Annotated in this window: 14 protein-coding genes; all 14 read left to right on the forward strand. The window is 29.3% G+C overall.

Annotated features, from left to right (window positions below; all coding sequences use genetic code 11):
- The first annotated feature begins 83 nt into the window (after window positions 1-83).
- Window positions 84-1,157, forward strand: a complete 1,074-nt coding sequence (locus BQ5344_RS08105; protein WP_071124906.1) for a methionine ABC transporter ATP-binding protein — start codon at window positions 84-86, stop codon at window positions 1,155-1,157.
- Window positions 1,157-1,840 (forward strand): methionine ABC transporter permease, encoded by a 684-nt coding sequence (locus BQ5344_RS08110; protein WP_021768097.1) that lies wholly within the window; start codon window positions 1,157-1,159, stop codon window positions 1,838-1,840. The genes BQ5344_RS08105 and BQ5344_RS08110 overlap by 1 nt, the downstream gene beginning before the upstream one ends.
- Before the next feature lie 49 nt (window positions 1,841-1,889).
- Entirely contained in the window at window positions 1,890-2,717 is an 828-nt protein-coding gene (locus BQ5344_RS08115; RefSeq protein WP_021768096.1) for a MetQ/NlpA family ABC transporter substrate-binding protein, read from the forward strand.
- 315 nt (window positions 2,718-3,032) lie between these two features.
- Window positions 3,033-5,174 (forward strand): M13 family metallopeptidase, encoded by a 2,142-nt coding sequence (locus tag BQ5344_RS08120; RefSeq protein WP_071124907.1) that lies wholly within the window; start codon window positions 3,033-3,035, stop codon window positions 5,172-5,174.
- Window positions 5,175-5,635: 461 nt separating this feature from the next.
- Window positions 5,636-6,484, forward strand: a complete 849-nt coding sequence (lpxC, locus tag BQ5344_RS08125) for a UDP-3-O-acyl-N-acetylglucosamine deacetylase (protein ID WP_071124908.1) — start codon at window positions 5,636-5,638, stop codon at window positions 6,482-6,484.
- 110 nt (window positions 6,485-6,594) lie between these two features.
- Complete coding sequence (gene fabZ, locus BQ5344_RS08130) at window positions 6,595-7,029, forward strand: 3-hydroxyacyl-ACP dehydratase FabZ (RefSeq protein WP_071124909.1); 435 nt, start codon at window positions 6,595-6,597, stop codon at window positions 7,027-7,029.
- 163 nt (window positions 7,030-7,192) lie between these two features.
- Complete coding sequence (lpxA, locus tag BQ5344_RS08135) at window positions 7,193-7,969, forward strand: acyl-ACP--UDP-N-acetylglucosamine O-acyltransferase (protein ID WP_021768544.1); 777 nt, start codon at window positions 7,193-7,195, stop codon at window positions 7,967-7,969.
- A gap of 92 nt (window positions 7,970-8,061) precedes the next feature.
- Window positions 8,062-8,871 carry an LpxI family protein gene (locus tag BQ5344_RS08140; protein ID WP_083378229.1) on the forward strand — a complete coding sequence of 270 codons (810 nt, stop codon included), beginning with the start codon at window positions 8,062-8,064 and terminating at the stop codon, window positions 8,869-8,871.
- A gap of 196 nt (window positions 8,872-9,067) precedes the next feature.
- Window positions 9,068-10,276, forward strand: a complete 1,209-nt coding sequence (locus tag BQ5344_RS08145) for a lipid-A-disaccharide synthase (RefSeq protein WP_083378230.1) — start codon at window positions 9,068-9,070, stop codon at window positions 10,274-10,276.
- A 20-nt stretch (window positions 10,277-10,296) separates the two neighbouring features.
- Entirely contained in the window at window positions 10,297-11,742 is a 1,446-nt protein-coding gene (locus BQ5344_RS08150; RefSeq protein WP_071124910.1) for an MATE family efflux transporter, read from the forward strand.
- Between the two features lie 36 nt (window positions 11,743-11,778).
- The gene (gene plsY / locus BQ5344_RS08155) at window positions 11,779-12,402 is read left to right on the forward strand and encodes a glycerol-3-phosphate 1-O-acyltransferase PlsY (RefSeq protein ID WP_071124911.1); all 624 of its coding nucleotides are present in this window, start codon (window positions 11,779-11,781) and stop codon (window positions 12,400-12,402) included.
- A 17-nt stretch (window positions 12,403-12,419) separates the two neighbouring features.
- The gene (locus BQ5344_RS08160; protein ID WP_071124912.1) at window positions 12,420-13,442 is read left to right on the forward strand and encodes an NAD(P)H-dependent glycerol-3-phosphate dehydrogenase; all 1,023 of its coding nucleotides are present in this window, start codon (window positions 12,420-12,422) and stop codon (window positions 13,440-13,442) included.
- 45 nt (window positions 13,443-13,487) lie between these two features.
- The gene (locus tag BQ5344_RS08165; RefSeq protein ID WP_071124913.1) at window positions 13,488-14,309 is read left to right on the forward strand and encodes a sigma-70 family RNA polymerase sigma factor; all 822 of its coding nucleotides are present in this window, start codon (window positions 13,488-13,490) and stop codon (window positions 14,307-14,309) included.
- Between the two features lie 15 nt (window positions 14,310-14,324).
- Window positions 14,325-15,452, forward strand: a complete 1,128-nt coding sequence (gene dnaN, locus BQ5344_RS08170) for a DNA polymerase III subunit beta (RefSeq protein WP_021768551.1) — start codon at window positions 14,325-14,327, stop codon at window positions 15,450-15,452.
- Window positions 15,453-15,475: the final 23 nt, after the last annotated feature.

Genomic DNA, 15,475 nt, shown 5'->3' on the forward strand with positions numbered 1-15,475 from the left:
TTGACTTTTAAAGTAAGAAATAATATAATCTTTTTGACCACAAATTTAAAGATAAAGCAAAATTAATGAAAAAGAGGTGAAATATGGATAGTTTAATTAAGATAAGAAACTTGGTAAAAAAGTATAAGCTTAATAATGGACAGGAACTGCTGGCTGTAAATAACGTGAATCTTGATATTGAACAGGGAGATATCTATGGAATTATGGGTCTTAGTGGAGCTGGGAAATCTACGCTTATACGTCTTCTTAATAGACTGGAAGAGCCTACTTCTGGAGAAATTTTTGTAAAACATGAAGTTATTGATAAAAAAGGAAAGAAAAGTCTTGGATATGAAGATAAAAATATTTTGAATTTTAATGTGAGAATGTTACGGGAATATAGAAAAAAGACAGGGATGATTTTTCAACATTTTAATTTGTTAAATTCACGAAATGTCGCTGGAAATGTAGCTTTTCCGTTAGAGATTGCAAGATGGAAAAAAAGGGATATTAATAAAAGAGTAGACGAATTGCTGGAAATCGTAGGGCTTTCTGATAAAAAGCTGAATTATCCTGAACAGCTTTCAGGAGGGCAGAAACAGCGTGTCGCAATAGCAAGAGCATTGGCGAACAATCCGCAATTACTTCTGTCAGATGAGGCAACATCGGCACTTGATCCTAGAACAACTAATTCTATTTTAGAACTTTTGAAAGATATAAATCAGAAGTTTGGAATAACAATAATTTTAATAACGCATCAGATGGAAGTTATAAAGAAAATTTGTAATAAGGCTGCAATCATGTCGGATGGAGAAATTATTGAAAAAGGGGAAACAAAGGAAATTTTCTTGAATCCTAAGACAGAATTAGCAAAAGAATTTGTACAAAATATTTCACACGAAGAATTTAGGACAGAGGAAGAAATAAAAAATCGTGAAGAAAATACAGGAAAATTACGATTAAGATTGAAGTATAATGAAGAACAGGTAAACGAATCATATATCACCCAAATAATTCGTAAATACGACGTTGAAGTTAATATTTTAGGTGGATTTATTGACAAAGTGGGCGATATTATTGTAGGAAATTTACTGGTAGAAATTTCGGCAAACGAAGAAAAATCCAAAGACATTATTGAATGGCTGAAAGAAAATAAAATAGATTCGGAGGTGGTATAATGAGATTTGACTGGATCAAGTTTTTACAATTTCAAAATATGGCTATACCTCTTTGGGAAACAATATACATGGTATTTATTTCCACAGTTATATCATTAATTATCGGACTTCCAATTGGAATTTTACTTGTTACATCTGATGAAAAGGGAGTTAAACCAAATAAAACTATTCATAAGATACTAGATATGATTATTGTAAACATTACAAGATCAATTCCATTTATAATTTTAATGGTTTTATTAATACCGCTTTCACGGATGCTTGTTCACAAATCTTATGGAAGTGTTGCTTTCATTGTTCCACTTTCGCTAGGTTCTGCACCATTTGTGGCAAGAATTATTGAAGGGGCCTTAAAGGAAGTAAATGATGGGCTTATTGAAGCTTCAAAATCAATGGGAGCGACTGCATCTGAAATTATTTTTAAAGTAATGATTCCAGAAGCCTTGCCTGCACTTGTTCATGGAATGACATTGACATTGATTAGTTTAATTGGATATTCTGCAATGGCTGGAACAATCGGTGGTGGTGGACTTGGAAATGCCGCTGTAATTGACGGTTACCAAAGATCTAAGCCCGAAGTGATGTGGCAGGCGACAATTGTTATAATTGTGCTTGTACAAATCGTACAGTTTATTGGAAACAGCATTGTAAAAATGTTGATGAATAAGAGAAAAAGAGTTTAATAAAAAGGTTGTAAAATAAATTATAAATAAAAAATTTTTGGAGGTATTTATGAAAAAAATATTATCATTGTTATTAGCAACGGCATTATTTTTAGTAGCTTGTGGAAACAAAAATGAAACTAAAGGAGCAGCTGACAGCCAAGGTGGAGCAGCTGGAAAAACTGAAAAATTAATCGTGGGAGCAACTCCTATTCCGCATGCTGAATTATTGAATTTGGTAAAAGAAGACTTGAAAAAGGAAGGAATTGATTTAGAAGTAGTTGAATTTAATGATTATGTTCAGCCAAATAAAGCACTTGCAGACAAAAGTATAGATGCAAACTTTTTCCAACATGTTCCATACATGGAAGATTTCGGTAAGAAAAATAATATTGAATTATCAGCAGTTGGGAATATTCACTTGGAGCCAATGGCTTTATATTCTAAAAAAATAAAAAATCCTAATGAATTAAAAAATGGGGACACTTTGATAATTCCTAACGATCCAACAAATGGAGGTCGTGCATTGATTTTACTTGACAAAGCTGGTATCATAAAATTAAAAGACAACACAAAATTAGATTCTACGCCAGCAGACATTGCTGAAAATCCAAAAAATATTAAAATTGAAACATTATCAAATGAGCAAATTGCACCAAGATTAAGCGAAGTTGCAGGAGCAATCATAAATTCAAACTTTGCAATTGATGCTGGAGTTACAAAAAATGAAATTATCCTGATAGAGGGTAAAGATTCGCCTTATGTAAACATTGTTACAGTTCTAAAAGGAAATGAAAATGATGAAAGAGTTAAAAAATTGGTAAAAGCATTACAAAGTGAAAAAATTAAAAAACATATTGAAGAAAAATATGAAGGTAGAGTAATTCCTGCGTTCTAAATTTGTAAAAAAAATTATATGGAAAAATAGCTTTAAATTAACTTTTAGAGCTATTTTTTTGTAAACTTCTTGAAATTAATTTAAAAAAAATGTATAATAGATGTAATGCTTTTTAGAAAGGCAATTGAAAAGAGAAAAATTTTTATAAATTTTGCCTAATTTAAAAAGTTATTTTTATTTAACTCAAAATTTTGAGTTTATAAAGATTTAGATATTTTATAAAAAAGAGAGGAGAAAACATTTTTAAATATTGTAATTTGAAAATTAGTTTCAATGTTTATTTAATTTTCAAAATATTTAAAGAGATGAAGAAAAATGAAAAAATTACTTACAGTTTCGTTATTTTTAGCTAGTATTAATTTAATTTATGCAGAAAATGAAAATTATGGATATGAGGATCTTTCAGTAAAAAGAACATCACAAAAAGAAGCAAAACCAGTACAGCCTGCACCTAAACAAATGGGATTCTGGGATTTTTATGAAAAGCAGCAGGCAAAATTGTTAAAGGATAACGATAAAAAGTTATTTGATGAACTCAGTCCAACAATTAAAGCAAAAGATGATTTTTATGACTATGTGAATGAGGAATGGACAAAAAAAACACAGATTCCTAGTACGAAGCCAGCATGGGGTTCCTTTTATGAATTAAATGAGAAAAATCAAGATTTTTTACGTAACCTAATAAATGAATTAAAAAATAAATCATCATTGAGTGCAGATGAAAAGAAGGTTATAACCCTTTATGACAGCTATTCTGATATGAAAAAAAGAAATGAAGATGGATTAAATCCAATAAAAAAAGATTTGGATAGAATAGATGCTATACAGAATATTGAAGATTTGAAGAAATACAATATTGAAGTTACAAAAACTGGTGGTTCTGAATTTTATGGATGGGGTGTAGGAACTGATTTAAATGATTCTAAAAATAATGCAATTTATTTAGGAAGTGCTGGAATTGGACTATCAAGAGATTATTTTCAAAAAGATACAAAGGAAAATAGAGCAATATTGGAAGAATATACAAAATATGTAAGCGATATATTAAAATATGCTGATGAAAAAGATGCTCTTGAAAAAGCCAAAAAGATAGTTGCTTTTGAAAAACAGATTGCGAATACATTATTGACAAATGAAGAACGTCACGATGTAAAAAAATATAATAATCCAATAAAAGTTAGTGACTTAGGTACATTATCTAAAAATGTAGATTTAGCACAATACTTGAAAGAATTAAATGTGAAAACTGATAAAGTTATCATAAGTGAATTGAATTATTATAAAAATTTGGATAACTTTGTAAATGATGCTAATATTGACATAATTAAAGATTATATGAAATATAATTTAATAAGCTCTGCTGCGGGTATCTTAACAGATGACATGGGGAAAAGAAGTTTTGAGTTTTTTGGAAAATATTTAAATGGACAAAAAGAAAGAGAAACGCTTGAAAAAAGAGCATTAAACTTTACAAATGGAAGTTTAGGTGAAATAATAGGAAAAATTTATGTTCAAAGAAACTTCTCGCCAGAAGCTAAAAAAAATACACAACAAATGGTTGATTATATTAAAAAAGCAATGAAAAATAGAATTGAAAAACTGGATTGGATGAGTGCAGCAACTAAGAAAAAAGCACTTGAAAAATTAGCAAAAGTTAATGTGAAAATCGGATATCCTGACAAATGGAAAGATTACAGCAAAATGACAATTTCAAGTAATGATACACTTTATGAACAATTGAAAAAAATAAGTGAATGGGAATATGGAGAAGAATTGAAAAAGGTTGGAAAACCAGTAGACAAGAAAGAATGGCATATGGATCCACATACAATAAATGCATATTATTCTCCAACAGGAAATGAAATAGTCTTTCCAGCTGGAATTTTACAATTTCCATTTTATGATTATAGCAAATCAGAAATGGCAAGTAACTTTGGAGCAATAGGAACTATAATCGGACACGAGCTTACACATGCATTCGATGTATCAGGAGCTGAATATGATGGAGATGGAAATGTAAAAAACTGGTGGACAGAAGAAGATAAGTTAAAATTTGATGCAGCAACTAAAAAATTAGAAAGACAGTTTTCAACTTATTCAGTTGGCGATGGAGTAAATGTTAATGGGAAATTTACATTAACAGAAAATATTGCTGATTTAGGTGGTCTAAATATTGCTTATGATGCATTACAGTTATATTTAAAAGATCATCCAAATTCTACAAAAGCCTATGCTGATACAACAAACAAATTATTCTTCTTAAGTTTTGCAAGAATGTGGCGACAAAAATCTACTCCAGAATATTTAAAAAACTTGGCAAAAACAGATTCACATTCACCAAATATATTTAGGGTAAATGGAACTTTAATAAATGTCGATGCTTTCCATAAAGTATTTGAAACAAAACCAGGAGATAAAATGTACAAAGCCCCAGAAGATAGGATAAAAATCTGGTAAAATAATTAAATAATAAAACAAAAACTATCTTAATTAATATTGAGATGGTTTTTTATTTTGATTTTTTATTATATAAAAAAGCTACCAAAACAAAGATGGTAGCTTAATTCTTCCAAAGAAGAAAATCTATTTATCTAATACAATTATACACTATTTTTATAAAATGTCAAGTTTTTTATTTTTAATATTAATTAAAAGTCAAATCAAGAGTTCATCTATAAACATTATCGGACGTAATAATAATTTATAATTTTAATGTAAAATCAAAAGATATCAATCAAAAAATTAGTTATAAAAATTAATATCGAGTAATACAAAGCAATAAATTATTGACTAATTCACAAAATAATAAAAGGAAAAATATTTAAATTTATGATATAATATTTATAGAAAAAGAAAAAAATTTTATAAATAAAAACAGAATTGAGACTAAAATTTTAGAAAATGGAGGGAATTAGGACGTGAAAAGAAAAACTATTAAAAACACAGTTGAAATATCGGGAATTGGGCTTCATAAAGGAGAAGAGATAAAATTAACTTTGAAACCTAGCGAAAATAATGATGAAAGAGGAATTATTTTTAAAAGAATAGATGTGAGCGGGAAAAATAATGTTATAAAGGTTGATTATAGAAATTTATTTGATTTGGAGAGAGGAACAAACATTAGGAATGAAGATGATGTGAAAGTTTATACGATTGAACATTTTTTATCATCACTTTCAATTACAGGAGTGACTGATATTTTAGTTGAAATTTCAGGGAATGAATTACCTATTTTGGATGGAAGTTCGGCTGGATTTGTTGAAAAATTGCTAGAGGCTGGAATTGTAGAGTTAAATGAGGAAATAGAACCTGTTATAATTACGGAACCTGTTATATTTTCAGATGAAAAGGCAGGGAAATATGTGATGGCATTGCCTTATGATGGGTTTAAAATATCTTATACGATTGATTTTAATCATAGTTTTTTGAAATCACAGTATTATGAGCTCGAAGTAAATTTAGAAAATTATATGGAAAATATTGCAAAATGTAGAACTTTTGCATTTGATTACGAAATAGACTTTCTTAAAAAGAATAATTTAGCGTTGGGAGGAAGTTTGGAAAATGCTGTGGTAGTGGGATCGGATGGTCCATTAAATCCAGAAGGGTTGAGATATCCTGATGAATTTGTAAGACATAAAATTCTTGATATAATTGGAGATTTATATGTTTTGGGAATGCCTATAAAGGCCCACATTATCGCAATAAAGGCTGGACACTATGTAAATTCAAGATTAACTGAGATGATTGCGAAAAAATATTTATAAAAAATATAAAAATTGCTTGTAATTTGGATAAAAATCAAATATAATGTAGGTATAAAATTTTGAGAATAGTTGAAATAAATAAAAATATAAATTCAGGAGGAATAAAAAATATGGCAGCAAATGAAACAATTATGAGTGTAGAGGATATTATGAAAATATTGCCACATAGATATCCGTTTTTGCTAGTAGATAAAGTTATCGAAAAAAATGGTACTGACTCTTTGGTAGCAATAAAAAATGTTACAATGAACGAAGAATTTTTCCAAGGGCATTTTCCTGGAAAACCAGTAATGCCAGGAGTTTTACAAATAGAAGCGTTGGCACAAGCTGTAGGATTGTTAATGTTGGAACCAGGTAAAATACCTTTATTTATGTCAATTGACAAATGTAAATTTAGAAGAGGTGTTGTTCCAGGAGACCAATTAAGATTAGAAGTAGAGAAAATAAAGGTAAAAAGTAACGTAATAGTCGCACGTGGAAGATGTGTTGTTGACGGTACAGTCGTAAGTGAAGCTGACTTAAAATTTTCAGTACAGGATTTATAATTAGATAATACTCAAACTACTTTAAAATTGGACTTTTTAAAATGAAATAAAACTGTTATTTGAGTAGCATAAAAGTTTATAAGTTCGATTTTTTAGTAGTTCTATTTAACTTTAAAATTCAAATTTTAAGTAATTCAAAATAAAAGAATGAGGTATGATAATTATGAGTTTAAATATACATCCAACGGCGATTGTTGATCCAAATGCTAAACTTGGAGAAAATGTAAAGATAGGTCCTTACTCGATTATAGGACCAGAAGTAATAATTGGAAATGGAACTGTTGTAGAATCACATGTTGTAATTGAAGGAGAAACGATTATTGGTGAGAATAATTATATTTTTTCTTTTGCTTCGATAGGTAAAGATCCACAAGATTTGAAGTTTGCTGGAGAAAAAACTAGAGTTGTTATTGGAAATAACAATAAAATTCGTGAATTTGTCACAATTCACCGTGGAACTACTGATAAATATGAGACAAGAATTGGAAATAATACACTTGTAATGGCTTATGTTCACATTGCTCACGATTGCATAATTGGAGATAACTGCGTACTGGCAAATGCTGCTACTTTTGCTGGACATGTGGAAGTGGAAGATTATGCGGTGGTAGGTGGACTTACTGCTGTACATCAGTTTACAAGAGTTGGACGGCACGCTATGATAGGTGGATGTTCGGCTGTAAATCAAGATGTTGTTCCTTATATGCTGTCTGAAGGGAATAAGGCGAGAGCTGTTTATATTAACATTGTAGGGCTTCAACGTAGAGGTTTTTCAGAAGAGCAGATAAAAAGGCTAAGAGAATTGTATAAAATTATATTTAAGAAAAAGTTGAAACTGGAAGAAGCACTTCAAATTGTTGAACGTGATTATGGACAGTATGAAGAAGCACAAAATCTTGTTAATTTTATACGAAAAAGTAAAAGAGGTATAACAAGATAAAAATCAAAACTTAAAATGTAAAATTTCTCAAAATAATTGATATTTTATTTTGAGTTAATTTTTTAATATAGATATTTTTTTAAGAGGAAAAAATGATAATGGAAAAAGTAGGTTTGATTGCAGGAAATGGGAAATTACCTGAATTATTTTTGAATCAATGTATTTTAAAGGGGATTGAGCCGTTTTCGGTTTATCTATTTGAAAGTGTGGAAGAAAGCATAAAAGAGCATAAAAATTCTGTAAAATATAGTGTTGCTCAAGTTGGGAAAATAATCTCACATTTTAAGAAAAATAGAATAACTCACTTAATAATGCTTGGGAAAGTCGAAAAAAATCTGATTTTTTCAAATTTAAAATTTGATTTGACGGCAACTAAGATATTATTGTCTACAAAAAATAAAAAAGATAAAAATATTTTAAAGGCAATAATTAATTACATTGAATCAGAAAATATTGAAGTTTTGCCACAAAATTATCTGATGGACGAATATATTGCAGGAAATGAAACATATACAAAAGTTTTACCAAGTAAAAATGAGGAAAAAACAATAGAAATTGGAATTGAGGCGGCACGAATGCTTACCGACATTGATGCAGGGCAGACTGTTGTTGTAAAAGATGAATCTGTTATCGCATTGGAAGGTGTGGAAGGTACTGATAAGGCAATTTTGCGTGGTGGAGAACTGGCTGGGAAAAACTGCATTGTAGTAAAAATGGCAAGACGTAATCAGGATTATCGTATAGATATTCCAACGATTGGTCTGGAAACGATAAAAAAAGTTGTGGAAATTAATGGACGTGGGATTGTAATTGAAGCTGATAAAATGCTGTTCATTGATAAAGAGGAAGTTATAAAATTTGCAAACAAAAATAAAATTTTTATAAAAGGAATCAAGGTTTAAAAGTTTTTTTAGTAAAACTATTTTTTAAAATTAAACTCAAAAATTGTTATAAATAATGATATTTTGTTTAGTTTTTATTATTAAAATATACTCAAATATCTCTATTTTTATCTACAAAATATATAAGATAGATATTTGAATAATTTATAAAGCAGTTTTAAGTAAGTAAATTAAAGAATATAAAAAAGGCTAAAAAATGAAAAATAATAATGAAAATCATATAATAAAAGAAAAAAATAATGATTTATCAATAGTAAAATCTCAAAAAAAGAAAAAAATCTTTATTTCCTGTGGTGAAATGTCTGGAGATTTACACGCTTCATACATTGTGGAAGAAATGCGAAAAAAAGATAAAAATGTTGAGTTTTTTGGTGTGGTTGGGGATAAATCGATAGAGGCTGGAGTTAAGACAGTAAACCATATTAAGAATAATGATGTTATGGGATTTGTAGAGGCTTTGAAAAAGTATGGCTATTTTAACAAAAAAGCCCATGAATATTTAGAATTTATCAAGAAAAATGGAATAGAAACTGTTATTTTTGTTGATTTTGGCGGATTTAATTTAAAATTTTTTGAATTATTAAAAAAGAAAATTTTGGAAAAAGAACTGCAGAATTTGAGAATGATTTATTATATTCCGCCTAAAGTATGGGCTTGGGGGAAAAAACGGATTGATAAATTAAAAAAATTTGACGATGTTATTGTAATTTTTCCATTTGAAAAGGCATATTATGATAATACTTTGAAAAAGAATGGACCAAAAGGGCTCAAAGTACAGTATTTTGGAAATCCATTTGTTGATAAATATGATTTTTCTGACAAGCTAGGAAAAAAAATATTGTTGCTTCCTGGGAGTAGACGGCAAGAAATTGAAAAATTTTTGCCAGTAGTTATGGAACTGCTTAGAAATGAAAAAGTTAAAAATGAGAAATTTTTAATGAAGCTGGCAAGTAGAGATCATATAAAATATATATGTGATTTTGAGGAAAAACACAAAATTGGTGTTCATAAAATTCCAAATTTGGAAATAACTTTTGATGAAATAAAAAATATTCGTAAAGATTGCAAATATGCAATAGCGACTTCAGGAACAGTAACTTTTGAAATATCGCTTATGGGACTGCCTGTGATTGTAGTTTATAAAACATCTAAAATCAATGCTTTTATTGCAAGAAAGATAGTCAAAATAAAATATATAACGCTTACTAATCTAAATGCAAATAAAGAGATTTTTAAAGAACTGCTGCAGGAAGATTTTTCCGTGGAAAAGTTACTTGAAGAAATGAAAATTATGGAAAAAAATAAAGAAACTATTGTTTCAGAATTGAAAAAAGAAAGAGAGAAACTAGGTAATTTTGGAGTTTTGGGAAAAATTGCTAATTATTTGTTAGAAAATAGAGATTAACTTTACAAAAGGGAAAAAATATGGAAAAAAAACGTGAAGAACTGTTAAAAGGTTCTATTTTGAAATTATTTGTAAAATATTTCATACCAACGCTTATCGGATCTGCGGCAGTTGTTTTATATAATATCGTTGACAGGTTCTTTGTTGGAAAAATTAGCGAAAAGGCACTTGCTGGTGCGGGAATTGCTTTTTATATTGTTATGCTGATTATCGCCTTTTCAATGTTTATTGGAGTTGGAGCTGGAACTATTATTTCAATTCGGCTTGGACAGGGAAAAAAGGGAGAAGCTAAGAAAATATTGGGAAATGCAGTAACATTATTTACTATTTTAGGACTTTCGCTGTATGTACTTTTAATATTGAATATTAACACAGTTTTACGATATTCAGGTGCTAATAACGAGACCTTGCCATATGCAAGAGCTTATCTGGAAATAATATTACTAGCAATCTTGCCCTTATTTTATTCATTTGGATTGACAAATGTTTTAAATGCGGCTGGAGCACCGCGAGTTGCTATGTTTTCAATGCTGATTGGTGCAGTTGTAAATATTGCTTTGGATTATGTGGCTGTAATGATTATGCATACTGGAATTGAGGGTACTGCTTATGCAACATTAATTGGAAATGTTCTCTCTGCAATATTTGTGTTATGGTTTTTAACTACAGGGAAATTACCATTTAGAATAGATATGTTTGGCTTTAAGCTGGAAGAAGAAAGCGTTATTACAATAAGATTTTCAAAAATGAAATTGGATTCAAAAATAGTAAAAGATATTTTTTCAATAGGAATGTCGCCGTTTTTATTACAAGCTGCAAGTTCAGGAGTAGGACTTGTAACAAATAAAATTGTAGACACTTATGGCGGAACTTATGGCGTAGCAGTTATGACAATTATAAATTCATATTTACCAATTATGACAATGAGTGTCTATGCTGTTTCTCAGGCTGTTCAGCCTATAATTGGATTTAATTATGGTGCGAGAAATTTCAGGAGAGTTAAAAAATCTTTGATGACTGCTATAAATGCTGGAGTTGCTTTATCTTTTACATTTTGGATAATTGTAATGCTTTTACCAAAAGAACTGATTTTATTTTTTAACGAAAAAAGTACGCCTGAAGCTCTAAGAGAAGGTGTAAAAGCAATTAGAGTATATTTTTCGCTTGTAATAATTTCATCTTTTGGAATAACTGTACCAAATTATTTTCAAGCAACGGGACGTTCAAAATATTCGGTTATATTAAATCTATTACGGCAAGTTGTTATATTTCTAATAGTTATGATAACTTTTTCAAATATTTGGAAACTGGATGGAGTGTGGCTTGCACAGCCTTTTACTGATTTACTGTTTTTCATAATACTTTTAGCATTCTTATATAAGGAAAAAAGATTTTTTGATAAAATGATTGAAAGTGAGAATAACTTATTGGAATATAATGAGGAGATAGATGAACAAAAGAAATAAAAAAAGATAAATTTATTATATAAAAGAGGAATAAAAATGATTACAATTTTATTAATGGTTATTTCCTATATTCTAGGAAGTGTGCCAAATGCACTTTGGATAGGAAAAGTTTTTAAAGGGATAGATATTCGTGAGCATGGAAGCAGAAATACTGGCTCTACAAATGCGGCTCGGGTTTTAGGTGCAAAATTAGGTATTTTGACATTAATTTTAGATGTTTCTAAAGGATTAGTTCCGACATTAATGGCAATTTTGCTAAAAGCTGATTTTTTTGAGAATTTGACAAAAATTTCAAATTTGGATTATGTATTAGTTGGAATCTGTGCAATTTTAGGTCATGTATTTTCTATGTTTATGAATTTTAAAGGGGGAAAGGCTGTTGCAACGACACTTGGAGTATTTTTAATTTTAGTTCCAAAGGCTATATTGTTTGCGGCAATTGTATTTTTTGTAGTTTTTGCCGTTTCAAGATATGTTTCGTTATCTTCGGTTTTGGCGGCTATATCACTTCCAATTTTTATATATTTTTTGTATCAGCAAACGATATATGTTATTTTAGGAATTTTAATAGCAATCTTGATTGTAGTAAAACATAGAAGCAATATTGAAAGATTAAAAAATGGAACAGAATCTAAATTCAGTTTAAAGAATAAAGAATAGGAAAGGAAGGGATGATGATGAAAAATATATTGGTTATTGGTGGCGGAAGCTGGGGCACTTGTCTTTCAAAATTATTAGTAGAAAATGGACATAAAGTCTATTTATGGGAGCATAATGAAGAAGTGAGAAAAGTAATTCGTGATACAAAGGAAAATCCAAAATTTTTACCCAATATAAAATTACCTGATAATCTTAATGTTGTGGATGATTATGCAGATGTTCTTGAAAATCCTGAAAAATATGGTAAAATTGATATTCTTTTATTAGCAACTCCTACACAATTTTTAAGAGTAATTTTAAAAAGATTGAAAAATTTTTTAAATTATAATATAATATTGGTAAATGTTGCAAAAGGGCTAGAAATTGCTACTAAAAAGAGAATTTCTGAAATAGTGGCTGAAGAGTTTGGAAACAAGCCATATAATTATGTTCTGCTGGCAGGACCGACACACGCTGAAGAAGTGGCTCAAAAATTGCCATCTGCCATACTTTCGGTATCTGAAAATGAAGAAGCGGCCAAAACGGTACAAACTACATTTAGTAATCTTTATTTCAGAGTTTATACAGGAACAGACCTGATGGGAGCTGAGCTTGCGGGAGCATTAAAGAACTGTCTTGCAATTGTAGCGGGAATTGCCGATGGAATGGGTTATGGAGATAATACAAAGGCTGCTCTTATAACTCGAGGAATTAATGAAATGTTTGAGATCGCAAAATATTACAATGCCAATCCTAAAACATTTATGGGGTTATCAGGGCTTGGAGATATTATTGTAACTTGTACGAGTAAACACAGTAGAAATAGATTTGTGGGGGAAAAGCTGGGACAAGGTGAAAAAATTGAAGATATAGTTTCACATATGAATATGGTGTCAGAAGGTGCAGAAACAATAAAGGCCCTTTATAAAATTATAAAGGAAAATAATCTGAAAGCACCTATTTTTACAGCACTTTATGAAGTGATTTACAATGGAAAACCAGTTTCAGAACTGGAATCTACATTTATGAGCAGAGATTTAAAGTCAGAATTTTTAAGTTAAAAATAAGTTAAAAAATTATATAAAAAATAAAATTGGAGTGAGGTAATGGAAGATAACAACTTAAACTTGATGTCGTTATATTTAAGTGATATTCAAAAATTTGATCTACTCTCAAAGGAGGAAGAATATGAACTGTTAAAACGGATTAGGGAAGATGATGATGAGCAGGCAAGGCAATTATTGATTTTATCAAATTTAAGATTGGTAATAAGTACAGCTAAAAAGTCTCTTGGAAACGGGCTTCCTTTGATTGATTTGATTAGTGAGGGTAATATTGGATTAATAAAAGCTATAAATAAATTTGATTATGAAAAAGGACATAGGTTTAGTACGTATGCAGTATGGTGGATAAAGCAGTCAATAAAAAAAGCCATCATTAATATAGGACGTGATATAAGAATACCTTCTTATAAATACGAACAATTGTCAAAAGTGAATAAAGTTATAAAAGATTATACTGCCATTCATGGGGAAGCTCCATCAACAGAGTATATTGCAAAGGAAGTTGATCTGAAAGAAAGTAAAGTTATTTTACTTTTAGGAGAATTTCAGGATATAATGTCTTTGAATGAAACAATTGGAGATAATATTTATTTGGAAGACATCATTGGAAAAAATGATGATGTGGAAGATAAAATAATAAAAGAAGATCAGCTAGTTGAAATGAAAGACTTGCTTGAAAGAGTTCTGAATGAACGTGAAAGAGCGATTCTCGAATATCGTTACGGACTGTATGACAATAAAATCCATACATTAAAGGAAATCGGTGAGCAGATGGGAATTACTCGTGAAAGAGTCAGACAGATAGAAAAAAAGGCAATAACAAAATTAAAAGAACATTTGGAAGAATATAAAGATATATTGTAAAGGAGAGGTGAATATATGTTACATATAATTGTAGATAGAAAGTCGTTATTAAAAGCTATAACTATAGTGGAAAATGCAGTAACTGAAAACAAAATAAGAGAAGTCCTTTCTGGAATTTATATTGAAACAAACGAAGGAAAGGCAATTTTACGAGGAACAGACTTGGAGCTGTCTATAAATACAGAAATATCGGCACAAGTTGAAGATGAAGGAAAAATTGTTATAAAACACAAATTAATTGAAGAATTTTTAAAACAAATTTCTGATGAAAAAATTACATTGATTGAGGAAAATGGGAAATTAGTAATTCAGGCAAGTTCAACAAATACAGAGTTTTCATTATATGATGCTAGTAATTTTCCAGTTCAGTCAAAATTGGAAAATGGAGTGGAATATGTTTTTGAAAAGGAAAAATTATTAAATAATATTGAAAATGTAAAAATTTCAGCTTCCCCAAATCCAGAAAATCTAGCTGTGAACTGTATCAGACTGGAAATCGAAGAAGATAAATTAAAACTTGTTTCATCTGATACATACAGATTGACATATATTGAAGAGGATTTGGATGAAACTCAACAAGGAAAAGAAAATCTTAGTCTAAGTATCCCATTAAAGACAATTGACGGATTAATAAAAATTATGAAACTTATTGATGAAGAAAATATTACTGTAAAGTCAGATGGTTCAAAAGTATTCTTTCAATTTTCGAATGTAGAAATTTTAACTCGTACAATTGATTTACAATTTCCAGATTATAAGTCAATTTTAAATAATTCACAGCATAATAAAAAAATATTGTTAAATACAAAAGATTTCTTATCTGTACTAAGGAGAACAGCTATATTTGTCAGAGATAACAAAGAAGCTAAAAATGGTGGTATATTTAATTTTGCTAATAACAAGCTGTTACTTACTGGAACTAGTGAAAATGCACAAATAAAAGAAGAAATTGTTACAATTCAAGAAGGTGCAGATTTGAAAATTTCATTGAATGTAAGATTTTTACTTGATTATATTTCTACAATTGAAGGAAAAGTAACTGTGCTGGAATTACTAAATAACAAGAGTTCAGTAATTGTAAGAGATGAGGATAATGATAAATCCCTATACTTCACAATGCCATTGGCACTTAGGGAAAGTTAATTACTTTTGCGAAAGGAGACTTT

The organism is Leptotrichia massiliensis (assembly GCF_900104625.1).
GTDB lineage: Bacteria > Fusobacteriota > Fusobacteriia > Fusobacteriales > Leptotrichiaceae > Leptotrichia > Leptotrichia massiliensis.